The 23300-nt window shown below is 68.2% G+C and carries 23 protein-coding genes, 1 tRNA gene and 1 riboswitch; of the genes, 14 read left to right on the forward strand and 10 right to left on the reverse strand.

Annotated features, from left to right (window positions below):
- Positions 1 to 89 precede the first annotated feature (89 nt).
- A riboswitch (cyclic di-AMP (ydaO/yuaA leader) is annotated at positions 90 to 259 on the forward strand.
- A gap of 3 nt (positions 260 to 262) precedes the next feature.
- The 7 genes from BLP88_RS00390 (at position 263) to BLP88_RS00420 (ending at position 8424) form a co-directional block, all read left to right on the forward strand.
- Positions 263 to 1027 (forward strand): NlpC/P60 family protein, encoded by a 765-nt coding sequence (locus BLP88_RS00390; RefSeq protein WP_074586020.1) that lies wholly within the window; start codon positions 263 to 265, stop codon positions 1025 to 1027.
- A gap of 283 nt (positions 1028 to 1310) precedes the next feature.
- Positions 1311 to 1811: an HNH endonuclease gene (locus BLP88_RS00395; protein WP_074586021.1), complete on the forward strand. Its 501-nt coding sequence runs from the start codon at positions 1311 to 1313 to the stop codon at positions 1809 to 1811.
- Positions 1812 to 1865: 54 nt separating this feature from the next.
- Positions 1866 to 2468: a molybdenum cofactor guanylyltransferase gene (mobA, locus tag BLP88_RS18865; RefSeq protein ID WP_074586023.1), complete on the forward strand. Its 603-nt coding sequence runs from the start codon at positions 1866 to 1868 to the stop codon at positions 2466 to 2468.
- 30 nt (positions 2469 to 2498) lie between these two features.
- Positions 2499 to 2831: a DUF6457 domain-containing protein gene (locus BLP88_RS18870; protein ID WP_074586025.1), complete on the forward strand. Its 333-nt coding sequence runs from the start codon at positions 2499 to 2501 to the stop codon at positions 2829 to 2831.
- A complete protein-coding gene (locus tag BLP88_RS00410) occupies positions 2828 to 4156 on the forward strand; it encodes a molybdopterin molybdotransferase MoeA (RefSeq protein ID WP_074586026.1) in 1329 nt (442 codons plus the stop codon). The genes BLP88_RS18870 and BLP88_RS00410 overlap by 4 nt, the downstream gene beginning before the upstream one ends.
- 174 nt (positions 4157 to 4330) lie before the next feature.
- On the forward strand, positions 4331 to 5203 hold the full coding sequence (gene fdhD, locus BLP88_RS00415) for a formate dehydrogenase accessory sulfurtransferase FdhD (RefSeq protein WP_074586028.1): 873 nt from the start codon (positions 4331 to 4333) through the stop codon (positions 5201 to 5203).
- Positions 5204 to 5403: 200 nt separating this feature from the next.
- Positions 5404 to 8424 carry an alpha-mannosidase gene (locus tag BLP88_RS00420; RefSeq protein ID WP_074586030.1) on the forward strand — a complete coding sequence of 1007 codons (3021 nt, stop codon included), beginning with the start codon at positions 5404 to 5406 and terminating at the stop codon, positions 8422 to 8424.
- A gap of 80 nt (positions 8425 to 8504) precedes the next feature.
- Here BLP88_RS00420 and BLP88_RS00425 read toward each other — a convergent pair whose 3' ends face one another.
- From BLP88_RS00425 to BLP88_RS00445, 5 genes are all read right to left on the reverse strand, one after another.
- Positions 8505 to 9335 carry an amino acid ABC transporter ATP-binding protein gene (locus BLP88_RS00425; protein ID WP_074586032.1) on the reverse strand — a complete coding sequence of 277 codons (831 nt, stop codon included), beginning with the start codon at positions 9333 to 9335 and terminating at the stop codon, positions 8505 to 8507.
- A complete protein-coding gene (locus tag BLP88_RS00430; RefSeq protein ID WP_074586034.1) occupies positions 9322 to 9987 on the reverse strand; it encodes an amino acid ABC transporter permease in 666 nt (221 codons plus the stop codon). The genes BLP88_RS00425 and BLP88_RS00430 overlap by 14 nt, the downstream gene beginning before the upstream one ends.
- A 15-nt stretch (positions 9988 to 10002) precedes the next feature.
- Entirely contained in the window at positions 10003 to 10818 is an 816-nt protein-coding gene (locus BLP88_RS00435) for an amino acid ABC transporter substrate-binding protein (RefSeq protein WP_074586574.1), read from the reverse strand.
- A gap of 263 nt (positions 10819 to 11081) precedes the next feature.
- On the reverse strand, positions 11082 to 11783 hold the full coding sequence (locus BLP88_RS00440) for a hypothetical protein (protein WP_074586035.1): 702 nt from the start codon (positions 11781 to 11783) through the stop codon (positions 11082 to 11084).
- Entirely contained in the window at positions 11780 to 12502 is a 723-nt protein-coding gene (locus tag BLP88_RS00445; RefSeq protein ID WP_074586037.1) for a hypothetical protein, read from the reverse strand. Before BLP88_RS00445 ends, BLP88_RS00440 begins: the two co-directional genes overlap by 4 nt.
- 206 nt (positions 12503 to 12708) lie before the next feature.
- Between BLP88_RS00445 and BLP88_RS00450 the strand changes: the two genes are divergently transcribed.
- Positions 12709 to 14373, forward strand: a complete 1665-nt coding sequence (locus BLP88_RS00450) for an ABC-F family ATP-binding cassette domain-containing protein (RefSeq protein ID WP_074586039.1) — start codon at positions 12709 to 12711, stop codon at positions 14371 to 14373.
- Entirely contained in the window at positions 14370 to 16283 is a 1914-nt protein-coding gene (locus tag BLP88_RS00455; RefSeq protein WP_074586040.1) for an ABC transporter ATP-binding protein, read from the forward strand. Before BLP88_RS00450 ends, BLP88_RS00455 begins: the two co-directional genes overlap by 4 nt.
- Before the next feature lie 11 nt (positions 16284 to 16294).
- On the opposite strand, the gene BLP88_RS00460 is transcribed toward BLP88_RS00455, so the two are convergent.
- From BLP88_RS00460 to BLP88_RS00470, 3 genes are all read right to left on the reverse strand, one after another.
- Positions 16295 to 16693, reverse strand: coding sequence for an NUDIX hydrolase (locus tag BLP88_RS00460; protein ID WP_074586042.1), 399 nt, complete (start codon positions 16691 to 16693; stop codon positions 16295 to 16297).
- Positions 16690 to 17133, reverse strand: a complete 444-nt coding sequence (locus tag BLP88_RS00465) for a DUF6314 family protein (RefSeq protein ID WP_074586043.1) — start codon at positions 17131 to 17133, stop codon at positions 16690 to 16692. Before BLP88_RS00465 ends, BLP88_RS00460 begins: the two co-directional genes overlap by 4 nt.
- Position 17134: 1 nt before the next feature.
- Positions 17135 to 17207: transfer RNA gene (locus BLP88_RS00470), tRNA-Arg, on the reverse strand.
- 107 nt (positions 17208 to 17314) lie between these two features.
- On the opposite strand from BLP88_RS00470, the gene BLP88_RS00475 reads away from it, so the two are divergent.
- The 3 genes from BLP88_RS00475 to BLP88_RS00485 all read left to right on the forward strand — a co-directional run bounded on the left by BLP88_RS00475 (position 17315) and on the right by BLP88_RS00485 (position 20125).
- Positions 17315 to 18097, forward strand: a complete 783-nt coding sequence (locus BLP88_RS00475) for a DUF998 domain-containing protein (protein ID WP_074586045.1) — start codon at positions 17315 to 17317, stop codon at positions 18095 to 18097.
- A gap of 104 nt (positions 18098 to 18201) precedes the next feature.
- On the forward strand, positions 18202 to 18615 hold the full coding sequence (locus BLP88_RS00480; RefSeq protein ID WP_074586047.1) for a DUF7793 family protein: 414 nt from the start codon (positions 18202 to 18204) through the stop codon (positions 18613 to 18615).
- Positions 18605 to 20125, forward strand: a complete 1521-nt coding sequence (locus tag BLP88_RS00485) for a putative bifunctional diguanylate cyclase/phosphodiesterase (protein WP_074586049.1) — start codon at positions 18605 to 18607, stop codon at positions 20123 to 20125. The genes BLP88_RS00480 and BLP88_RS00485 overlap by 11 nt, the downstream gene beginning before the upstream one ends.
- Positions 20126 to 20227: 102 nt before the next feature.
- Here BLP88_RS00485 and BLP88_RS00490 read toward each other — a convergent pair whose 3' ends face one another.
- Complete coding sequence (locus BLP88_RS00490) at positions 20228 to 20473, reverse strand: hypothetical protein (RefSeq protein ID WP_074586051.1); 246 nt, start codon at positions 20471 to 20473, stop codon at positions 20228 to 20230.
- Positions 20474 to 20647: 174 nt separating this feature from the next.
- Between BLP88_RS00490 and BLP88_RS00495 the strand changes: the two genes are divergently transcribed.
- Both BLP88_RS00495 and BLP88_RS00500 read left to right on the forward strand, forming a co-directional pair.
- Entirely contained in the window at positions 20648 to 21688 is a 1041-nt protein-coding gene (locus BLP88_RS00495) for a hypothetical protein (RefSeq protein ID WP_074586053.1), read from the forward strand.
- A 50-nt stretch (positions 21689 to 21738) separates the two neighbouring features.
- Positions 21739 to 22509, forward strand: coding sequence for a DUF998 domain-containing protein (locus BLP88_RS00500; RefSeq protein WP_074586055.1), 771 nt, complete (start codon positions 21739 to 21741; stop codon positions 22507 to 22509).
- 26 nt (positions 22510 to 22535) lie between these two features.
- Here the strand turns inward: BLP88_RS00500 and BLP88_RS00505 are convergent, their stop codons facing one another.
- Entirely contained in the window at positions 22536 to 23177 is a 642-nt protein-coding gene (locus BLP88_RS00505; protein ID WP_074586057.1) for a hypothetical protein, read from the reverse strand.
- Between the last annotated feature and the right edge of the window lie 123 nt (positions 23178 to 23300).

Below are 23300 nucleotides of genomic sequence, written 5' to 3' on the forward strand. Positions count from 1 at the left end.
TTCGATCCGAATTGCTGTACCGTCTAAACCGCATCAACTTTTAGAGAGTTGATGCACTTGAGTGGATTGCCTAGCTCTGCCACTGCTCAAGGATCCGTTCGCAAAACATCGTCTGGCAGAGGCGGGGGACCCACTTCCGGTCATCTTCACGGTGGCCTTGGGGTTAAGTCGCAGATCATTTCCACCCGGAACTGCCCTGCGGCCGGATGACTCCCATCCGAATCCGACAGCTTACCTCGCGGGCATAGGGAGAGGCCTCTACGTGTCTTCACGCACTATTGCTGCGCGCCACCGTGCCGCAGCCCCCAAGACTGCACCGCTTGCCGTCATCGCCAAGTCCGTTGGCAACAATGCCGGCACCATGGGCCGCCAGGCGGCCGTTATCGCCGCCGCTTCCGGCCTGGTTCTGACCAGCGGAGTCGCCGCCAACGCCGCCGAGTCCAGCGTTGCCCGCGAATCCAGCGCCGCTTCCACCCTGGAAGTCCAGTCCGTCGCGCAGGCAAGCATCTCCGCCGGCTCCAGCGTCGCCATCAAGTTCGAGCGCCCGGCCGTCAAGACCGTTGCCGCTCCGGTAGTGGAGGAAGCCCCCGTTGAGGTCCAGGAAGCTGAGGCTCCGGCCGCAGAAGCCGCGGCCCCGGCTGCCAAGCTTTCCGTGACCACCCAGGCTGCTGCCGCCCCGGCCACCAAGGTTGCCAGCGGCAAGGGTGCAGCGATCGCCGCTGCCGCCTACGCCCAGCTCGGCGTCGCCCAGGACTGCACCGCCCTGGCCAGCAACTCCCTGGCCGCTGTGGGGATCAACTTCCACGGCTGGCCGGCCGACTACCTGTCCCTCGGCCGCACCGTCAGCGCCGCGGAAGCCCAGCCCGGCGACCTGATCTACTACCAGAACGGCGGCATGGGCATGGCCCACATTGCTGTCTACGTCGGCAACGGCATGGCCGTACACGGCGGCTGGAACGGCGGCACCACCGCCCTCTACAGCGCCAACGTGGGCTCCGGCCCGGTCTTCATCCGCGTCGGCGGCTGATTTCCCTTCTTCGTGCACGAGCCCCCAGGTCATTGACCTGTGGGGCTCGTGGCGTTAAGCACCGGCTTCGCGCGGCTAACGCCCGCTGTCCAGCCGTCCGGAAGGGCCGTCCGTTACGTGGCCGGCACATGAACTTTTGACGACATGCGCCGGGTTTGATAGTGCGGATTCGTTGATCCGGGCATTGCATGTTTACTCTTGAGGTGTCGATCCACAGCCCGTACAAGCAGAGGGCAGCCGGCCCTCGTGCCCCTGACGGGTGCGGCCGTGAAGAGGTACGTGCATGCGCACACTCGTTCTGAATGCTGGATATGAACCGCTGGCGGTAGTTACCTTCCGCCGGGCGCTGGTCCTTGTGCTCACCGGAAAAGCGAGCGTAGTGGCCGAAGGCGACGAGCCTGTCGTCGGGCCACGGGAGATTCTCGGACGTCCGTCCGTGATCCTCCTCAACCGCTACATCCGGCCACGGTACAACAGGATCACCGCGGTCACCCGCCGTGGCGTGCTGCGCCGCGACGGACACCGTTGCGCCTATTGCGGGAAGACAGCCCACACCATTGACCACGTCCACCCCAAATCCAGGGGCGGCGCGGATTCCTGGGAAAACCTGGTGGCGGCGTGCCTGCGCTGCAACAACGCCAAGAGTGACCACACACCGGCCGAGATGGGCTGGAAGCTGCGTTTCACTCCGGCGGCGCCCACCGGGACCATCTGGCAGATCAAGGAGCTAGAGAAACCTGCTCCTGACTGGGACCCTTTCCTGTTGCCTGAATCGGCAGCCTGACGCGGGCGTGTGCCTGCTGCCCTTGGCAGCGGGCGCGGCCGGTAGTCTGGGCGGGTGGAATTCGACGCGGTGATTCTTGCGGGAGGCAGGTCCTCCCGCCTTGGCGGTGTGCCCAAGTCCGGATTGGTGTACGACGGCGCCACCCTCCTTGAGCGGGCAGTCGCCGCAGCGCGCGGCGCCGGTGCGCTCGTCGTCGTCGGGCCCCGTCCGGACGCACTGCCGGCCGGTGCGCTGACCGTCCGCGAGGACCCGCCCTTCGCGGGGCCCGCCGCGGCCATCGCCGCCGGACTGGACGAACTGGAGCGCAGCGGAAGGCCGCCGGCCCCCTGGGTCCTCGTGCTGGCCTGCGACATGCCCCATGCCGCCGCCGCCGTCCCGGTGCTGCTTGCCGCCCTCGACGCAGAGCCGGAGGCGGACGGAGTGTTGGGGTTGTCGGCGGACGGCAGGAAACAGCCGCTCCTGGCCGTTTACAGCACCGCGGCCCTGCACCGCGGCGTGCGGGAACGGGCGCAGGCAGGCACCTTAACGAATGCCCCGGTGTTCAGCCTGCTTGCTAGTCTTGATTTGCTGACCGCAGCTGTCCCCGAACACGCCGCCGACGACGTGGATACCTGGGACGATGCCGCTGCGCTCGGCGTGCACGGCGGCCCGTCGTGACACCAGCTGCACCGGACTTGGAGGCGAATCGTGAAGAACCAGGAAGAAACCCTCGAAGAATGGTGCAGGACCCTGCTTCAGGCCTTTGAGCTCGAAGACACCCAGATCGATATTGACGGCGTGCTGTCCCTTGCCGGCGTCGCCGCCCACTCCGTGGTGCGCCCCGCCGCCCCGCTGACCACCTTCGTGGCGGGCCTTGCCGCCGGCCTCGCCGCAGGTTCCGGCCAGGCGGACCAGAAGACGTCCATGGACGCCGCGATGGCCCTGGCCCGCAAACTCTCCAAGGAATACACGGCCGCGGAACCCGGCACCGCCGAGTCCGGCGCTGTTGGATCGGGCACCGCGGAGACCGACGCCGGATGACGGCTGCCGAGGCCACGCACGACCACGGCCACCTGGACCATCTCTGGGACGAAGCCCGGCAACTCGCCTTCGACAGCGCATCCCCGATCCCCGCCGGACCCGTCCCGCTGGCCGATGCGCTGGGCCGCACCCTCGCCGAGGACGTCCTCGCCCGCCAGGACCTCCCGCACTACGCCTCATCGGCCATGGACGGCTGGGCCGTCAACGGAAGCGGCCCCTGGATCCTCGCCGAGCCCGGCCAGCGCCTCGCGCCGCACCAGGCGAGCCTCATCGTCACCGGCGGCCTGATCCCGCCCGGCGCCAAGGCCGTGCTGCGCAGCGAAAGCGGCGTGATCACCACCGACGACGACGGCCTGCCGGTCCTCGCGCTCGGCGGCGGCGCGAAACCGGGGGAGCCCCGCAATGGCCAGCACATCCGCCGGGCCGGCGAAGAGGCTGCGGAGGGGGAGGTCCTCATCGCGGCCGGAACGGTCCTCAACCCGGCGCACCTTGCAGTGGCCGCGCTGGCCGGCTGCGACGAACTCACCGTCCTCGGCAAACCCATGGTCAAGTTCCTGTACACCGGTTCGGAGGTCGTCACCGAAGGGGTGCCCGTGCCCGGCCAGGTGCGGGACACGTTCGGCCCCCAGTTGGCCGCCGTCGTCGAACTCCTGGGCGGCCTCCGCGGCGGCCAGGCGAGGGCGGGCGACTCGTATGAGGAATGGCTCGACGCCCTCCGGGAAGGCGAGCCATTCCCGGAGACGGCACCGGCCGACGTCGTCATCACCACTGGCGGAACCGGGCGCTCGGGCACGGACCACCTGCGCAAGGCCGTCGCGGAACTGGGCGGGCGGCTGCTGATCGACGGCATCGCGATGCGTCCGGGGCACCCGGCCGTGCTGGCCGAACTGCCCGACGGCCGGTTCGTGCTCGGCCTGCCGGGAAACCCGCTCGCCGCGATGATGGCGCTGTTCACCGTCGGGGGGCCGTTGCTGGCGGCCCTTGGCCACGGCAGCCTGGACGAGGTGGGCGAGGTTCCGTGCGGAGCCACGCTCGACCCCATGCCGGGCCGCACGCGCCTGATACCGTTCAAGTTCGTCTATGGCCTCGCCTCGCCGGCCCAGCACGCCGGCTCCGGCATGATGCGCGGCCTGGCCGGCGCGGACGGCGTGATGGTGGTGCCCCCGCATGGCGTCCAGCTCGGGGCGCCGGTGCCGGCGTTCCCCCTGCCGTGGGGCCCGCCCCTTCCGGCGACGAAGGCCCCGGACGAGAAGCCGCGGAAGGCCGCGAAGCCGGCGCGCAAGGCCCAGTCGGGCCCGGTGGACTGGAGCGCCCTGGACGACTGAACGGGCCCCGGGCCGCATGGATGCTCCAATGTGTGCCCGGATGCCGGGCACCAAGTGGCATCGCACCCCCGCGCTTGTCATGATGGTCACAGGAACAGGCATGCTCCACAGCTGGACATCATGGTCATCGTGGTCCGCTTCATCAAGCATGCAACAACAGTGGAGGGCAGCTGAATGGGACGCGTGACCCAGCGCCGCAAGGTACATAAGTTCGTCTTGGACGGCTCCGCACAGGCCGCCGAGCACCCCGTCCGGTACCGGGAGGACGTGCTCGCCGTCGAGGAACCGCTGGAGATCCGGCTCGGCCGGATGTCCTTCTCCGTCACCATGCGCACCCCCGGCGACGACTTCGACCTGGTTGCCGGTTTCCTGGTGTCCGAGGGCGTGATCTGGGACGCCGCCCAGCTGGTTTCCCTGCGCTTCTGCGCCGGCGAGGACGAGGACGGCGTGCAGACCTTCAATGTGGTGGAAGCGCAGTTGCGGCCCGACGTCGTCCTGCCGGACACCGGGCGCAACGTCTACACCTCAAGTTCCTGCGGGATCTGCGGCACCGATTCGATCGAGGCAGTGCGCAAGACCCTGCGCCACGACACCGCCGACGACGGCCTGCGGCTCCCGGTGGAGACAGTCGCCGCCCTGCCGGACCGGCTCCGCGAAGCCCAGGCCGTGTTCGACAAGACCGGCGGCGTGCATGCGGCCGGGCTGTTCCGGATCGGGGACGACGGGTCCGCCGAACTCTTGTGCCTCCGCGAGGACGTCGGCCGGCACAATGCGGTCGACAAGGTGGTCGGATGGGCCTTGCGCGAAGGCAAACTTCCCCTGTCCGGTACGGTGCTGCAGGTATCCGGGCGCGCCTCCTTCGAACTGGTGCAGAAGGCCGCCCTGGCCGGCATCCCGGTGCTTGCCGCGGTCAGCGCACCGTCCAGCCTGGCCGTGCAGCTCGCCGAGGAAACCGGCGTGACCCTGGTGGGCTTCAGCCGCCGCACCAGCCTGAACGTGTACGCGGGAAGCGAGCGGCTCCTGAGTGGTGCGCAGTCCCCGGCCTAACCGCGGTGGAACGGCGCAGACACAGCGCAGGGAGAGTCGGCAATCACTTGGCGATTGGCCTCAGACGACGTAGATTTTTATCCATCGATTGGAAGCGCCGTCCGCGAGGGACAGCATTGTCCGCACCATACCAAGCCTGCTTTCCATTGCGGCTTACGGCCCGGCCGTGAAATGACGGCGGGGCGCTAGGGGGATCTGAATTGCACGACGACCGGCGACTGACCGAAAAGCGCCTCGACCGATTCGTCCGCGAGCGGATAGCGCCCGCGATCTACGGCCGCACCGTGCCCCTGACCCTGAGCAGCTGGGATGTTCCCGGCGAGCCGGTACCCGCAGCCGAAGCGATCCACCAGGTCTACACGCCCCTCGAACACGGCTCGGCCTGGGGTCGGGCCTGGAGTACCAAATGGATCCGCCTGGAGGGCGAGGTCCCTGACGGCTGGGGCGCCGCCGACGGCACGACGGTGGAGGTCGTCGTGGACCTCGGCTTCGGCCTGGACGCCCCCGGTTTCCAGTGTGAGGGCATCGCCTGGCGGCCGGACGGCACCATCATCAAGGCCATCTCACCGCGCAACCAGCACGTTCCCCTGAAATTGCTGGGCGGCGGCATGTCCGTGGACTTCTACGTGGAGGCCGCGGCCAATCCGGACCTGAGCCAGGGCTGGACCTTCGCATCGACCCCACTGGGCGACAAGGCCACGGCGGGAGAAGAACCACGCTACCGGCTGGGCCGGATTGCCATCGCCGAGCTCAACGAAACCGTCTGGGAGCTGCATCAGGACATCTGGACCCTCGGCGGACTCATGCATGAGTTGCCCATGGACCTGCCGCGCCGCCATGCAATCCTGCGCGCCTTTGAACGCATGCTGGACATCATGGATCCGGACGACATCGCCGGAACCGCCGCCGCCGGGCGCGCCGCGCTCGCCGGGGCCCTGGCCAGCCCGGCCTACGCCTCGGCGCACGAGCTGCTCGCCACGGGCCACGCCCACATCGACTCCGCCTGGCTGTGGCCGGTCCGTGAGACCATCCGCAAATGCGCACGCACGTTCTCCAATGTCGTTGCCCTCATGGATGACAACCCGGACTTCGTGTTCTCCTGCTCCTCGGCGCAGCAGCTGGCCTGGATCAAGGAGTTCTACCCGGAGCTTTTCGTCCGGATCCGGGAGAAGGTAAAGGCCGGGCAGTTCGTGCCGGTGGGCGGCATGTGGGTGGAATCCGACACCAACATGCCCGGCGGGGAAGCCATGGCGCGCCAGTTCCTGGAAGGCAAGAGCTTCTTCCTCGAAGAGTTCGGCGTGGACTGCCAGGAAGCCTGGCTGCCCGACTCCTTCGGCTATTCCGGGACCCTGCCGCAGATCGTCAAGTCCGCAGGCTCGCGGTGGTTCCTGACCCAGAAGATCTCCTGGAACCAGGTCAACAGGATGCCGCACCACACCTTCAATTGGGAGGGGATCGACGGCACCCGGCTCTTCACCCACTTCCCGCCCGTGGACACCTACAATTCCGAACTCCACCCCCGCGAACTCGCCCACGCCGAGCGCAACTACCGCGAACACGGCAGGGGAAGCATCTCCCTGGTGCCCTTCGGCTACGGCGACGGCGGCGGCGGACCCACCCGCGAGATGGTGGCCGCCGCGCACCGCACGGCCGACCTCGAGGGCTCGCCGAAGGTCCGGCTGGGCAGCGCCCGGGACTTCTTTGAACAGGCCGAGGCCGAATACCCCGAGCTGCCGGTGTGGGTGGGGGAGCTGTACCTGGAACTGCACCGCGGAACCTACACCAGCCAGGCCAACACCAAGCAGGGTAACCGCCGCTCGGAGCACCTCCTGCGGGAAGCCGAGCTGTGGTGCGCGACGGCGGCCGTCCGTTCGGACTACGCGTATCCTGCCGCGGAGCTCAAGAAGTTGTGGCGCCTGGTGCTGCTGCAGCAGTTCCACGACATCCTGCCCGGCAGCTCCATCGCCTGGGTGCACCAGGACGCCGAGCGCAACTACGCGGCAGTCGCCCGGGAACTCGAGGGCATCATCGCCGGCGCCGCCAAGGCGCTCCTCGGGGAAGGGGACACCCCGTTCCTACTCAACGCCGCGCCCCAAAGCCGCGGCGGCGTGCCCGCCCTGGCCGCGGCCCAGGCGGCAGCCCCCGGGGAACCGGTGGGTGCATTGGAACACGACGGCGGCTACGTACTGGACAACGGCGTCATCCGCGCCGTCCTGGACGCCAACGGCCTGCTCATTTCGCTGCGCGACCATGCGAGCAGCCGTGAAGCCATGGCGCCGGGGCAGTACGGCAACCACCTGGAACTGTTCCGCGACACCCCCAACGAGTGGGACGCCTGGGATATCGACGAGTTCTACCGCCACAACGTCCGCTCCCTGGCCGAAGCGCTTTCGCTCCGCTTCGAGCGCGACGGCGGGGACGCCGTCGTCGTGGTCGAACGCGCGGCGGGTTCCTCCACCATCACCCAGCGCATCCGCCTGGCTCCGGGTTCCCCGTCCTTGGACATCTCCACCGCGGTGGACTGGCAGGAGCGGGAGAAGCTGCTGAAGGTTTCCTTCCCCTTCGATGTGCGGGCGGACCGTTCGGCCTCGGAGACGCAGTTCGGGCACGTCTTCCGGCCCACGCACAGCAACACCTCCTGGGAGGCGGCGAAGTTCGAAATCTGCGCCCACCGCTGGATCCACGTGGGCGAACCTGGCTACGGCGTGGCCGTCGCCAACGGCTCAAGTTACGGGCACGACGTCACCCGGGCCATCCGGGACGACGGCGGCACCACCACAAACGTGCGTGTCTCGCTGCTCCGGGCGCCCAAGTTCCCGGACCCCCAGGCCGACCGCGGCCTGCACGTCCTGGAGCTGAGCGTGCGGCCGGGCGCCGCGATCGCCGACGCCGTCGAGGAAGGCTACCGCCGCAACCTCGCGCCGCGCGTCGTGGCAGGCGCGAAGGCGGCGGAGCCCCTGGTCACGGTGTCCGGAAAGGCGATCGTGGTGGAGGCCGTGAAGCTGGCCGAAGACGGGTCGGGGGACGTGATCGTGCGCCTCTACGAATCCCTCGGCGAACGTTCAACCGGCGTGGTCATGGCCAACTTCGAGGCCCGCTCGGTGCGCACGGTGGATTTGTTGGAACGGCCCGTGGACGCGCCCGGCGTCGCCGCCGGCAAGGACAACGCCAGGCTCACGCTCCGGCCCTTCCAGCTGGTGACCCTGCGCTTCGGCCGCTGATCCCGTCCGGCTGGTCCAAGTAGCTCGCAGTTAATGCCGTTTTGAGCGCTCAAAACGGCATTAACTGCCAGTCAGTTGGGTCAGACCTCGTGCTGGATGCGCTTGACGAACTGCTTGGTGCGCTCCTGCTGCGGGGCGCCCAGGACATCGGCCGCGGGGCCGCGTTCCACCACGATGCCGCCGTCCATGAAGACAACTTCGTCCGCCACGTGCCGGGCGAAGCCGAGCTCGTGGGTGACGATCACCATGGTCCAGCCTTCCTCGGCCAGTTCCTTGATGACGGCGAGGACTTCGCCCACCAGTTCCGGGTCGAGGGCCGAGGTGGGCTCGTCGAAGAGCAGGAGTTGCGGTTTCAGGGCCAGGGCGCGCACGATGCCCACGCGTTGCTGCTGCCCGCCCGAGAGCTGGAAGGGGTAGGCGTCGCGCTTGTCGGCGAGCCCCACCCGTGCCAGGAGGCGCAGGGCGTCGGCCTCGGCGTCCGCCTTGGGGCGTTTCTGCACCTGGACCGGGCCCTCGGTGACGTTCTTCAGCACCGTCATGTGCGGGAACAGGTTGTAGTGCTGGAAGACCATGGCGCTGCGGTCGCGCAGCGCCGCGATCCCCCGCTTGCCCACGGTGGCTCCGAAGTCCAGCGCGAGGGGAGTCCCGGCCCCCGCCCTGCCTGCGGCGCCGGCCCCGCCGAAGGTGCCGGTGCCCCCGAAAGACACGGTACCGCCGTCGGGCACTTCAAGGCCGTTGAGCGAGCGCAGCACGGTGGTCTTGCCGGAACCGGAGGGCCCGATCAGGGCCACCACCTGTCCGCGGCGGACGTCGAGGTCGATGCCGCGCAGGACGGTGTTGCTGCCGAAGGACTTGGTGAGCCCGCGGGCGGACAGCACCACGGAGGCGTCGACGGGATCAGTGGGCGACATAGCGGTCCAATCTGCGTTCCAGGGCCGATTGTGCGGTGGAGAGCGCGAGGCACACCACCCAGTAGACCAGCGCCGCCTGGAGGTACAGCACCATGAACTCCTGGCTGAACGCGGCGATCTGCTGGGCGTTGCGGAAGAGCTCGGTCACCAGGATCAGGGAGGCCAGCGAGGTGTCCTTCACGAGGGAAATGAAGGTGTTGGACAGCGGCGGCACCGACACGCGGGCCGCCTGCGGCAGGATGATCCGCAGGAGGGTCTGGGTGCCGGACATGCCGATAGTGTGCCCGGCTTCCCACTGTCCCTTGGGCACCGAGAGGATGGCAGCCCGGATGATTTCTGCCGCGTAGCCGCCCACGTTCAGGGAGAAAGCGATGATGGCGCTCGGCCACGGCTCCAGCTTCACCCCCAGGCTGGGCAGGCCGTAGAAGATCACGAACAGCTGCACCAGCAGGGGAGTGCCGCGGATGACCGAAACGTAGAAACGCGCGACGGCGGAAAGCACCTTGTTGGGGCTCAGCCGCAGCAGTGCCACGAGCAGGGCCAGGAGCAGGCCGAAGGCGAAGGACGCCAGGGTCAGCGGGATGGTGCCGGTGAGGGCTCCGCCGATGATCGGCCCGAAGGAACTCCAGACGAGGTCCCAGTTGAAAGTCATCCGCGGGCCGTCCGGTTACTTGGTGACATCCGCACCGAAGTACTTCTGTGAGATCTTCGCCAGGGTACCGTCGGCGCGGAGGTCGGCCAGAGCCTTGTCGACGGCGGCGGTGAGTTCCGTGGATCCCTTGCGGAAGACGAAGGCGCTCTCGGTCTTCTCCTCGGTTTCGGCGGCGACCTTCAGCCCGGAGTCGGGGGTGGTCTTGGCGTAATCGAGGTAGGTCAGCTTGTCGTTGACCGTGGCGTCGACCCGGCCCTGGCGGACCAGGGTGGCGGCCTGCGCCCAGCCTTCAACGGACTGCACGTTGGCGCCGGCCTCCACGGCCAGCTTGTAGAAGTTGCTGGTGAGCGACTGCGCGGTGGTCTTGCCCTTGAGGTCCGCGAAGCTGTTGATGGCCGAGTTGTCGGACTTGGTCACCACGACGCCGGTGGACACCGTGTAGGGGGTGGAGAAGTCGTACTTGGCCTTGCGTTCGTCGTTGATGGAGATCTGGTTGGCGATCGTGTCGAAGCGCTTGGCGTCGAGGCCGGCGAAGATGCCGTCGAACTGGGTTTCCTGGAAGCTTGCCTTGACGCCCAGCTTGGCGGCCACGGCCTCGGCGATTTCGACGTCGAAGCCGGTGAGCTTGCCCGAGCCTTCTTCATGGAAGCTGAAGGGCCGGTAGGTGCCTTCGGTGGCGATCACGATCTCGCCCTTGGACTTGATGTCGGAGAGGGACGTGTCCGAACCGGACGCAGGGGCTGAGGGGCTTCCGCCGCAGGCGGCAAGGGTGAGGGCGGCGGCGGCAAATGCTGCGGAAAATGCGGTGCGGCGGGTGAACAGGCTTTTCATGAATGCCATCTTGCCATGGCCTTCCGCCGGAACCGGTTGGCACGGGCCCCGGAAGGGCCGTTAAAAAGGCTGAGTGGGGGCGGTCCCCAACAGCCCGCCACCACTCATCCCCCCAATGGTGATCCTGTCCGCGCCACAGCTTCTCGAAACCCGTTCATGATTCAAGGGCCAGGCTGCGTTCCATTCACACAATCATTATTGTGGCACGTTCTAATGTGTTTGTGAAAGAGGTTACGCGGTATGTTATGGATTCTTCACAAAGGCTATCCCCGGCCTGGGCGGCGGGCAAGGGACTTCGAGAGCCAGATGCCGCCCATGCCCAGCGCACAGGCCAGCGCTGCCGAGTAATTGATCGCCGGGCGGAGCCAGGACGCGGACTCCGGAATCAGCGGGAAACCCTGCGACAGCAGGAGCAGGCAGAGGCCCAGGAACAAAGTTCCGGACGCGAAGCGCAGCAGGGCCGGGCCCGCGCCGCGGATCGCCTGCCAGATACCGGGGAGCAGGCATGCGGCAACGTAGCCGGGATACAGCCGGCCCAGGGCGGCGTAGCTTTCCAGGCCGGGCTCCCGGCCAAGCCCGGACAGCCCCGGCGACGAGCCCCGGGTGTCCATGGAGAAGAAGATCCACGCGGTCAGCACCGCAACCAGCAGCAGCGCGGTAATTCCGGCGGGGCCAAGGATGGCCCGCAGCCCCGCCGGGGAGCCGAACGCCGCGGCCGTCTTGGCGCCGAGGAGCAGGAACGTGCCGTACAGCATGAAGCGCAGCAGGAGGTTGGCCAGGTTGAAGCCGCCAAGGACGGCGTCAATGGCGAGGTAGGGCTCCCGGATGCTCAGCAGGATGTCCGCGGAGAGCAGCGCGAAGAGGAGGAACATGGTGCGGTTCTGGCCCCTGATGGCGCTGGGCACCCGCACGGCTGTCATCGCAACGCAGACACACAGCGTCAGCCATGGCAGGACGGTGGTCATCCCAGGTTCTCCCAGATTCTTTCGGTGCGGTTTCTTTCGTGTTCCTGGCGGTGCAGGGATTTGCCGAGCGCCTGGAGCCGTTCTCCGGCGAGGGCCACCAGCTCGGCAGTGCCCAGCCGGTCCAAGGCCGCCCGCCTGGCGCCGCGCGGCCAGCCTGCCTCCTCGGGGCTGACCAGTCCGCAGGCAATCAGTCCGCCCGCGGGTCCGACGCCGGCCTCCTTGGCTGTGGCGACGGCAAGCTCCGGGGGCATCCGGTTCGCGCTCAGGTGGGCGGAAAAGTTCTGCGGGGCGATCCCGGTGGCGCGGCTGACCCGGTGCCGCAACTCGCCGTCGTCGATTGCATCCACCCAGTTCCGCACGGAAGTTTCGTGCGGGGCGGCGGCCAGCTCGAAGTGCTGCGGCGCCCCGGGATCGTTCCGCGCGATGACGGCCCGGAGCAGGTCCATGGTGGCGATCTGGCTGATGAGCTCGGCGTCCGTCGGGGGGACGGGGGTGCCGCGCAGGTCGGCATACGAATCGAAGGACGCCAGCGCGGCAACGGGATTGACGTCAAGCGCCCGGCTGATCCGCACCAGCGAGGACTCCGCGACCTTGCCGCGGACCATCTGCTGCGCCAACGTGGTCCGTTTCAAGCCGGAGGCCCTGCAGACATCGGAAGTGCTGGCGTCCGGGGCAACTCCATGCAGCCAGCGCTGGAACGCTTTGGAAGGGAGGGACATGCTCGACTTTCGAATCTGGTGCGGTCTGATTTCACGTTGGGGTCGTATTGAATTATGCTTGATTCCCGAACCCGCTGGTCCGAACACCCCCCAAGTCCGGACCTGCGGGTTTTTCCATGCCTGGAAATTGTGGGCCCGGAACCGGTGGCCCGGAAGCCGTCCGGCGGTGGCCCGCCCGCACCGCGGGGCGGTGAGAGGATTGAACAATGACTGCAACACTCGTCGCCAAGGATCTTTCCGGCGGCCACGGTCACCGCACCCTGTTCTCCGCACTTTCCCTGACGGTGGCGCCGGGGGACGTGGTGGGCGTCGTCGGTGCCAATGGGGCCGGCAAATCCACACTGCTGCGCATCCTGGCCGGAGCGGACCGCCCGCAGGAAGGCACGGTCAGCCTTGCCCCGGCCGATGCCTTCGTCGGCTGGCTTCCGCAGGAACACGAACGGACCCCGGGCGAAACGGTGGCGGCCTACATTGCCCGGCGCACCGGCTGCGCCGAGGCGACGGCCGAGATGGAAGCCGCCGCGGAAGCCCTGGGCAGCGGCGCCCCCGGCAGTGATGACGCCTACTCCGTGGCCTTCGACCGCTGGATGACCTCCGGCGCCGCGGACCTTGAAGAACGCATCCCGGCGATCCTGGCCGAACTCGGCCTCGAGACCGGGCAAGACGCCCTCATGACCGGGCTCTCCGGCGGCCAGGCCGCGCGTGTGGCGCTCGCGGCCCTGCTGCTGAGCCGCTTCGACGTGGTGCTCCTCGACGAACCCACGAATGACCTCGACCTTGAGGGCCTGGACCGGCTGGAAAAGTTCGTCCAGGGCCTGCGCGGCGGGGTGGTGCTGGTGTCCCACGACCGGGAATTCCTGGCCCGTTGCGTCACCCGGGTGGTGGAGCTGGACCTGGCCCAGAACTCCGTGGCGGTGTACGACGGCGGCTACGAGTCCTTCCTCGAAGAACGCGCTGTGGCCAAACGGCACGCCCGCGAGCGCTACGAGGAGTACGCCAGCACCAAGGCCGACCTCGTGTCCCGGGCCCGCACCCAGCGCGAATGGAGTTCGCAGGGCGTCCGGAACGCCATGAAGAAGAACCCGGACAACGACAAGAACCGCCGCGCCGCCAACACCGAATCCGCCGAGAAGCAAGCCCAGAAGGTGCGGCAGATGGAATCCCGGATCGCCCGCCTGGAGGAGGTCGAGGAGCCGCGGAAGGAGTGGCAGCTGCAGTTCAGCATCGGCGCCGCGCCGCGCTCCAGTTCCGTGGTCGCCACGCTTCGGGACGCCGTCGTCCGCCAGGGCGGCTTCACGCTGGGCCCTGTCAACCTGCAGCTGAACGCCGGTGAGCGGATCGGCATCACCGGACCCAACGGCGCCGGGAAGTCCACCCTCCTGCGGCTCCTGCTCGGGATCACGGCCCCCGACGACGGCGACGCGTCCCTGGGCGTGTCGGTCGCCATCGGCGAAATCGACCAGGCCCGCGGCCTGCTGGCCGGGCACCTCACCCTCGCGGCCGCCGTCGAGACCGTCCTGTCAGACTGGCCCACCGCGGAGGTGCGAACCCTCCTGGCGAAGTTCGGCCTCAAGGCCGACCACACTTCCCGGACCGTCGACTCGCTTTCGCCGGGGGAGCGGACCCGCGCCGCCCTGGCCCTGCTACAGGCCCGCGGCGTGAACCTGCTGGTCCTGGACGAACCCACCAACCACCTGGACCTGCCGGCCATCGAGCAACTGGAAGAGGCGCTGGACAGCTACGACGGCGCGCTCCTGCTGGTCACCCACGACCGGCGTCTGCTCGAAAACGTACGTCTGGACGTGCGCTGGCACGTCGAAAGCGGCCAGGTCACGGAACTTCAGCACGCAACGGGAGGCACAAAACCATGAGCATGGACCGCGTGGCGTGGACCTCGCTCTACAACATCACCCGGGCCAAGAGCGGCTCACAGCCCTTCTCCAAGGAAACCCTCAAACGGGTGCTGGGCTTCGCCCGGCCGCACCGTGCTCGCCTGATCGCCTTCGTGCTGGCCTCAATCGGCGGGGCGATCCTGGCAGTAGCCACCCCGGTGCTCGCCGGGCGCGTGGTGGACACGATCATCGCCGGCTCGGACGCCGGCGAGGTGATCCGGCTGGCCGTGCTCATCGCGATCGTGGCGGTGGCCGAGGCCGGGCTGGGGCTGCTGACCCGCTGGCTGTCCTCGATGATCGGCGAGGGCGTGATCGTGGACCTGCGCACCAGGGTGTTCGACCACGTCCAGCGGATGCCCATCGCCTTCTTCACCCGCACCCGCACGGGCGCCCTGGTCAGCCGCCTCAACAACGACGTCATCGGCGCCCAGTCGGCGTTCGCCGGCACGCTCTCCGGAGTGGTCAGCAACGGTGTGGCGCTCGCCCTGACCCTGGTGGTCATGCTGAACACGTCCTGGCTGGTGACCGTGCTGGCCATGGTGCTGCTGCCCGTGTTCCTGATCCCGGCCCGGCGGATGGGCTCCAGGCTGGCCGACCTCCGCCGTGAGGCCGCCTCGCACAACGCCGCCATGGGCACCCAGATGACGGAGCGGTTCTCCGCCCCGGGTGCCACCCTGGTGAAGCTGTTCGGACGCCCGGCCGACGAATCGGCCGAGTTCGCGCTGCGGGCCGGCCGGGTCCGGGACATCGGCGTGCGCACGGCGATGCTGCAGTTCACCTTCATCACGGCGCTCACGCTCGTCTCCGCCCTTGCGCTGGCCCTGGTCTACGGGCTGGGCGGCTGGCTTGCGCTGCAGAAGCAGCTGGCTCCCGGCGACGTCGTGGTGCTGGCCCTGCTGCTCACCCGGCTCTACGCACCGCTCACCGCGCTGTCCAACGCCCGGGTGGAGATCATGAGCGCGCTGGTCAGCTTCGAGCGGGTCTTCGAGATCCTGGACCTGGAACCGTTGATTCGCGAAAAGCCGGGTGCGGTGGCCGTCCCCGAGGGTCCGGTGGCGGTGGAGTTCGACGACGTGCGCTTCGGCTACCCGTCCGCGGACAAGGTGTCCCTGGCCTCCCTCGAGGAGGTGGCGATCCTGGACACCCGGGGCGGCGAAGAGGTGCTGCACGGCATCAGTTTCCGCGTCGAGGCCGGGCAGACCGTGGCCCTGGTGGGTTCCTCGGGCGCCGGCAAGTCCACGGTGGCGCAGCTGCTGTCCCGCCTCTACGACGTGGATTCCGGCACGGTACGCCTGGGCGGCTACGGGCCCGGCACCGGCCTGGACATCCGGGATGCCACCTTCGACTCCCTCCGGGACACCCTCGGCATGGTCACCCAGGACGGGCACCTCTTCCACGAGAGCATCGCCTCCAACCTGCGCCTGGCCCGGCCGGGCGCCACGGATGCGGAAATGTGGGAGGTGCTTCGCCGGGCCCGCCTGGAGGACATGGTCCGTTCCCTGCCCGACGGCCTGGAGACCGTGGTGGGGGAGCGCGGCTACCGTCTCTCCGGCGGCGAACGGCAGCGGCTCACCATTGCCCGGCTGCTCATTGCCCAGCCCCGCGTGGTCATCCTCGACGAGGCGACGGCGGCACTGGACTCCACCAGCGAAGCCGCAGTGCAAGCGGCCCTGGGCGAGGCACTGCAGGGGCGGACCGCCGTCGTGATTGCCCACCGGCTGTCCACGATCCGCGCGGCGGACGCCATCCTGGTGGTGGAGGACGGCCGGATCGTCGAACGCGGAACGCACGCCGAACTGCTCGCCGCAGATGGCCGCTATGCCGAGCTGTACAACACCCAGTTCGCGGAGGCGACGGCGGTGGCGCAGGAGGCCGTTCCCGAGCTGTGAGTTGGGCGGGCTTACCGCCTGGCCAGCGCCGGGAGGACGTGCTCGGTGAGCAGCGGGGCGAGGTCTTCGGGCAGTTCGCGGTCGAGCTCCAGCCAGCGGATCTCGGCGATCTCCGCCGAGGGGTGCGCCTCCCAGGTGCCGGGTGCGGTGAAGACGGTGGCCTGGATGTCCGTGCCGGCCTCGTTCGCGGCGGTGGCCAGGTAGACGCCCAGCGGTTCGAGCTCGCCCGGCGTGATGCTGATGCCCACCTCTTCGGCGAGTTCCCGGGACGCCGCTTCCGCAGCGCTTTCGCCAGGCTCCGGCTTGCCACCGGGGTGCATGAACTTGTCCGTGCCGCGCTTGCGGACCGTCAGCATGCGGCCCGCGCGGTCGTACACGCAGACGGCGCTGACTACGATCAGATCCCTCACGGTTCCCTCCTCAGGACGGATTCAAGCAACAGGTCCTTCGCCGGGCCGTGCACATCCCAGCTGTAGGCGAAGGAATCCGGGCCGAGCCAGCGGTAGTCCACGGCATAATCGTCGGGATCGCACCAGTGCCGGTCATGCGATGCGTCCGGGCCGAAGCTGAAACGGTGGAAGGGCCGGCCGTCGGGGAAGAACATGTCCATCGCGTCCGGGGTGTCCGCGGGACGCAGGAGGTACTCGCGGGAGGCGGGGCCACTGTGGTCTCCCCATGACAGGGTGCCGTGCTCGCGGTAGTGGAGGCCGCCGTCGGGCGTTTCCGAGTAATGCGCGACGCCGGTGAAGGTACCGCGGGTGCCGCTGCCGCGGTCCCACAAGGTGCGCTCCACGGTCCAGCCGCCGGTCAGCCAGGCGCGGAGGTCCGGGACGGGCTGGGTGTCAGTCAAGTGCCCTCGATTGGAATCGAACCAACGACACCGGCTTTAGGAGAGCCGTGCTCTATCCACTGAGCTACGAGGGCGTTCGGTGCACGAGGCCTGCTCCACAGGGTCAAGCGCCGGACACGCCTACAAGCATACAAGCTGCGGACGGGACGGCCGAACACCTGGCGCCTGTACGCTGGGCCTGATGGCAAAGCAGACGTCAGCCCCGGCCGTGCCGGGCAGCTTCCTGCCCGACCTCGGAAGCCCGCGCTCCCTCGTGGGCGCTTGGGCGCAGCTCAGCGTGGTGCAGTACTTCGCTGCCGAAGCCGCTGTGATCGAGGCATGGGCAGCACCGCAACCCTACGACCGCCGGACCGGCTTCATCAGCGACCTGGGCGCCGTCAACTGCGCAGTCTACGACGGGCGGGACGTCTGCTCACCACTGCACCTGCTGATGAATGCCTCGTTCGTGGTCCAGGGCCTGGGGCTGCTCCTGGGTGCGCTGCTGCTGGGCTCGGCGATGCTGTGCATTGCGGCCCGGCCGGGCGTGCGCATCCTGCAGGACACGGCGTACCTCAAGGGCCGCAGCGGCGCCATCGGTGCGCGCATCCTGACCGGGGCGGCCGGCGCGGGGACGGTGATCGTGGGGCTGGTGCCGGAAGACTACGGCTCGCCCTGGCACTTCGCCGGCGCGCTCATGTACTTCATCGGAGGCGCCTTCGCCTTGCTGCTGCTGGGTTTCCTGTGGCTTCCGCACACCAGGATGAGCTGGTTTCTGCTGGCTTGCGGCACGGTCTGCTTCGCGGCACTCATCGCGGGCGCGGTGACCCGGATGGAGCTGCCCGAGCCCGGCACCCTGGAACGCCTGATGGCCTATCCGCTGACCATCGGATTCTCCGCGGCAGGCCTGCTCATTGCCACCCGGGTGCGGCGTGTCCGGCGCATTGCGGCCAGCGCGGCGGCGTGGGACAGAAGGGAGCGGATGTGACAGGAGTGACTTATCATGGGTCCACCGCAGCATCGGCGCCGACAGGATACGTGGCAGGTCGGTGCCGCAGAAAACCCATTGCCACGGCAGGATCCTGGGGCCCCATGAGCAATCAGCAGACCACGCGCCAACAAGGTGGCACGGACCTGGCAAGCGCCGAGAAGATTGAAATCGGGCTGGATGACGGGGGCATCGTGGAAGTGGTCCTCCCCGTCTGCTCGGAGATTGGTGCTCCGGAAGCCCAGGCAGCGGCGGCTGTCGTGCGCTCGATGTCCGGCGGGCGGAAACGCCCGGTGCTGATGACTGTCACTGGCGTGCTGGACATCACCGACGGTGCCCGCGCCGTCTACGCCGCCGCCGAGACAGTCTCGGCCTTCGCCCTCCTTGGCGAAAGTCCCGTGGACCGGGTGCTCGCGCATTTCCTGCTGAGGGCCACCCCGCAGTCCGTTCCGGCACGTTACTTTACTTCCGAGGCCGCTGCCCGGGAGTGGCTGGCAGGTTATCTTCGTGAATCCTGAGCAGCAGGATCCCCGCCTCCTGGCGCTGGTGGAGGGCGTGATCCGGATCGCCGACGGCGATCTCAGCACGCGTATCCCGCTTTCCGGGCCCCGGGACGAGGTTGCCGCAGTCATCGCGGGAATCAACCTGATGGCCGACGATCTGCAGGCCGTATACCGGGAGCTTGAAGAACGGGTCGAGAGCCGCACGGCAATGCTCCGCGAAGCCCAGATTGAGCTCGAGCGGATGGCCCTGACCGATCCCCTGACCCAGCTGGCCAACCGCACGGCCCTGAACCGCGCGCTGAGCACCGAACTCGACGGAACCGCCGCCGGTGAACTGCCGCCGGCGCTGCTTGTCCTGGACTTGGATTCCTTCAAGGGGGTCAACGATCGGCTCGGCCACAGTGCAGGTGACGATGTACTCCGGATTACCGCGAAGCGCATCAGCGACGCCGTCCGCGACGGCGACATGGTGGCCAGGCTCGGCGGGGACGAGTTCGCCGTGATGCTGCCCAAATCGAACGTGATGCAGGCCCGCGGCGTGGCCAAGCGGATACTGCGCGCCCTGGCGGAGAGCATCGAGATCGGCGATCTGCGGATCGTTTGCGGTACCAGCATCGGGCTCCGGGTCGCCGAACCGGGTCAGACCGTAGACGAACTCGTGATGGAGGCCGACACCGCGATGTATGCGGCCAAGGCCGAGCAGCGCAATACTGTCCGGGTGTTCGAGCCGGCTTTGCTGCACGCGCGGCGGCTGCAAGGGCAGATGATCACCGAGCTGCGCGAAGCTATCCGGACGGACCAGCTGGTCCTGTACTACCAGCCCGTGGTGGAGCTGGGAAGCGGCCGGGTCGAGGGAGCCGAGGCGCTGGTGCGGTGGAACCACCCCGAGCGTGGCTTGTTGATGCCGGATAAGTTCATCCCGCTGGCCGAGGAAACCGGCCTCATTGTGGACCTCGGGGACTGGGTCCTCCGGGAAGCCCTGCGGCAATTGCGCACTTGGCTGGACACCCCGGGACTCGTCGACGACTTCAGCATGCGCGTGAACATTTCACCCACGGAGCTAAGAAGCCTCGAACTGATCGAACGGGTGCGCGAGGCGCTCAACGCCGCCAGCGTCGACGCTTCAAAGCTGGTCATCGAGCTCACGGAATCGGTGGCGGTCAACGGTTCCGACCTCGACCGCTATTCCTTGTCCGGCCTGCGCCACCTCGGCGTCCAATTGGAGATCGACGACTTCGGCACGGGATACTCCTCCATCAGCTACCTGCGCAACCTGCCGGTCCACGTCGTCAAGATCGACCGCTCCCTCATTCAAGGACTGGGCACCGATGACGGCCAGCGGGACTTCGTTGCGGCGGTGCTCCAACTGATCCACGCCTGTGGCATGGCGGCCGTGGCGGAAGGGATCGAGACCGCTGAACAGGCCGCGGAGCTGTCCTGGCTTGGATGTGCCAGCGGCCAGGGTTACTACTTCAGCCGCCCGGTGCCGCCCGAGGACTTCGTCCGCCTACTGGGCCGCTCCTGATTCGAAAGCACACAGGGTTCGTAGGCACACAGAAAACTCCAGGCAACGCGAAAGGGCGCCGGATAGGTTCCGGCGCCCTCGCTTGCCTCAACTGGGAGTGGTCTAGATGTCGTCTCCGGTCGTGGTGGAGTTCGGCCACCAGCCACCGGCTTCTACCGAGCTGTTGTAGAAGTGGGGCCACCAGCCACCGGCATCTACCGAGGTGTTCGAGATGTGGGGCCACCAGCCACCGGCGACGGAGGTATCCTGCGCAGGATTTTCGGCACTAGCCGAAATGGCTGCCGACGTGGAAAATCCGGCCACCGCAAGTGCGACAGCGGCGAGGAATGTGGCGATGGTTCTTTTCATACGGGTGCTCCTCGTAGGTGACTGGTGTGATGCAAGAGAACGGAGTGAAACGTAGTTAGTATAGCGATTTGCGACACGCGGTGTCACTAGTGAGTTTACGATTTTCGGGGAAAGTGGTATTTTTCCGCCCTGCTGTCGGACAACACTTCACCGCATTCTCGGCATAATGGGGTCATGCCGGATAACAGGGGGACGCCGTCCTACGCAGCCGCTGAGCTGCGCGCCAGGGAGCTCAGGGCCAGCCACGAATTCGCCAAGGCGGCGGATAGCGCACGCATAGCCGCGGATACGGCACGTGCGGACGGTGACATCTCCGGGTGGTGGAACATGGTGTTCTTCCAGGCCGAGAACCTGCTGGACGCCGGGGAGTCCGGCGAGGCCGCAGATCTCGCCCGGACGCTGGCAGAAGCGCCGGTGACGGCGGCCGCACCGCGGGATCGGGCGAGGGCGCTCGTCCTGCTGGCAAATTCCCTGCAGGGCAGGGGACTCCTGGATGACGCGGCCACTGCGGCGCAGTCCGCCGTCGGCCTGCTTGCCGATGACGCCGACGCCGAGTTTGAAGTCCACGCCCGCCAGGCCCTGATCGCGGCGCTCGCGGAGTCCGGCAAGCTCGACGAGGCCTGGACGGAATCCCTCGCGCTTTCCGAGCGTATCTCGGATGACATGGATGACCAGTTGGCAGGTAAGGCCTACTGGGTCATCGGCAACGTTGCCTTCCTGTGCAATATGGTCGAGGAAGGCCTGGAGCACCACGAACTCGCCGCGGACACGTTTTCGCCGTCGAGCAACCTCGACGTCTGGGCGAAATTCAACAAGGCCTCGGCCGCGATGCGCCTGGCGGCAGGGGTGGCCGATTCCGGCACCCTGCGTTGCATTGAACGCGCAGAACTTGCCACGGATATTGTGGGCGGCAGCGAAGAGGAGATCCTCCTGTTGCGCTACGTGCGCGCCCACTGGACGTTCCTGGCCGGAGACGTCCCGGCCGCGATCCTCCTGTTGAATGAGGTCACTGGATCCGCTGACAAGCTTCCGCCGCAGACGGCAGGGGAGGCGTTCCTGCTCCTCGCGCGGGCCGAAGTTTCGGACGGGCGCCGGGAGGCCGCGGAGTTGAGCGTGAAGAAGTCGGTGGAGTATTTCGAGAAGGCCGGTGCCCGGCAGCGTGCCGCGCAGGCGGGCGCGCTCCTCTCCGAAGGCATCGACGCTCCGCCCGTCTGACGGTTGCGGTCCCCTTCGCCCGCACGCCGGGCGGGTCTATATTTGCGTCTATGACGACGGCGGGTACCCCGCGGGCGGGCGACCGTGCACTGCTGCCGGACCTTGCCGGACGGCGTGAACTGGTGGGTGCCTGGGCGTCCCTGAGTCTCATCCACTATTTCGTGGTCGAAGCCGCGGCCATGGCAGCCTGGCAGGGCTCGCCGGCGTACGACAGGCGCTCCCACGTGATCAGCGACCTCGGCGCCGCGAACTGCGGCCCCTTCAACGGCCATGAAGTCTGTTCGCCCTTGAACTGGCTCATGAACGCCTCCTTCGTGCTGCAGGGCATCGCGATGGTGCTCGGCGCGGTGCTGCTCAGCTCCGCCGTCCTGTCCGTGGCGGCGCGGCCCGGCCAGCGGGCCATCCGGACGGGTCCCGGCAACATTCCGTGGCTGGCCGCCGGGGCGGTGAGGGCCTTGATCCTGGTGGCCGGAATCGGGCAGGCCATGGTCGGCCTAATCCCCGAGGACACGGAACTGGTGTGGCACCTGACCGGCGCCGGCCTCTATTTCATTGCGGCCCCGCTGGCCCTGGCGATCCTCGGCCTGGTGTGGCTGGGCCGCAGCACGATGTCCTGGATGGTGCTGCTCTTCGGTGTGGTGTCGCTCGGGGGCACCGTCTTTGTGCTGGCCTCGGCGCTGCGCGTGGACGAACCGGGAGCCATTGAACGGACCATGGCCTACCCGATCATCCTGGGGCTGTCCCTGGTGGGCCTGACGGTCGCCTACCGCGTGCACGGCGAGCGCCGGCGGGTGCGCCGGCTCGCCGCAGGCGCCGGGTAGCGCGAGGCGGCGCTCCGGAAACCGGATCAGGCGCGCTTCGCGCGGCGCCGCCCGATGAAGACGGCGAGCACGCCGCCGGCGAGGCTCAGCAGGAACAGCACCCAGCCGAGCACGGTGAGCGCGGACGCCAGGGCGACCTGGCCGGCGTCGGGCGTTGCCGGTGCCAGGGCGGCATCCACGGCGACGTTGCCCCACAACCGCACCACGGCGAAGGCCAGCGGCGCCGCCCACAGCGCCCAGCGGAGCGCCTTGCGGGAGACATTGATGCCCACCAGCAGCAGCCAGCTGAAACCGAAAATCAGCGGGAACAGGGTGCCGGCGGTCTTGTGGACGTAGCTGAGCTGGCCGCGGGCGTCGTCATTCATGGCGTTATGCAGCTGCTGGATGTAGTCGGGGGAGAAACCACCCATGAGGGAATCCGGCATGGCCAGGCCGCCTGCGAGCTGCGTCATCTGGTTCAGGGTCAGTAGGTGCAGGTACCAGAACAGGAACAGGCTCGCCACGACGCCGGCGATCACCACGAGCTTGCCGTTGCCTTCGGCTTGGGCCGGCGTGCGGTTCGTGGTGGGGTTGACGGGCGGTAGGGTCCGGTTCGACTGCGGTTGGCTCGCCGGGCCGGCGGCCTTGGCGCCGTGCTTCCTGATCCGTTGGGCGTGGGTTTTGGCCATCCAACCATTATCCCGCCACTTAACGCCTATCCGCTTCCCCAACCTCGCTGCGCTCGGCCGGGGCCCCTCGCGGATAGCGCCTATCCGCTTCCCCAACCTCGCTGCGCTCGGCCGGGGCCCCTC

The sequence above is a fragment of the Arthrobacter cupressi genome (assembly GCF_900099975.1).
Classification (GTDB): Bacteria; Actinomycetota; Actinomycetes; order Actinomycetales; family Micrococcaceae; genus Arthrobacter; species Arthrobacter cupressi.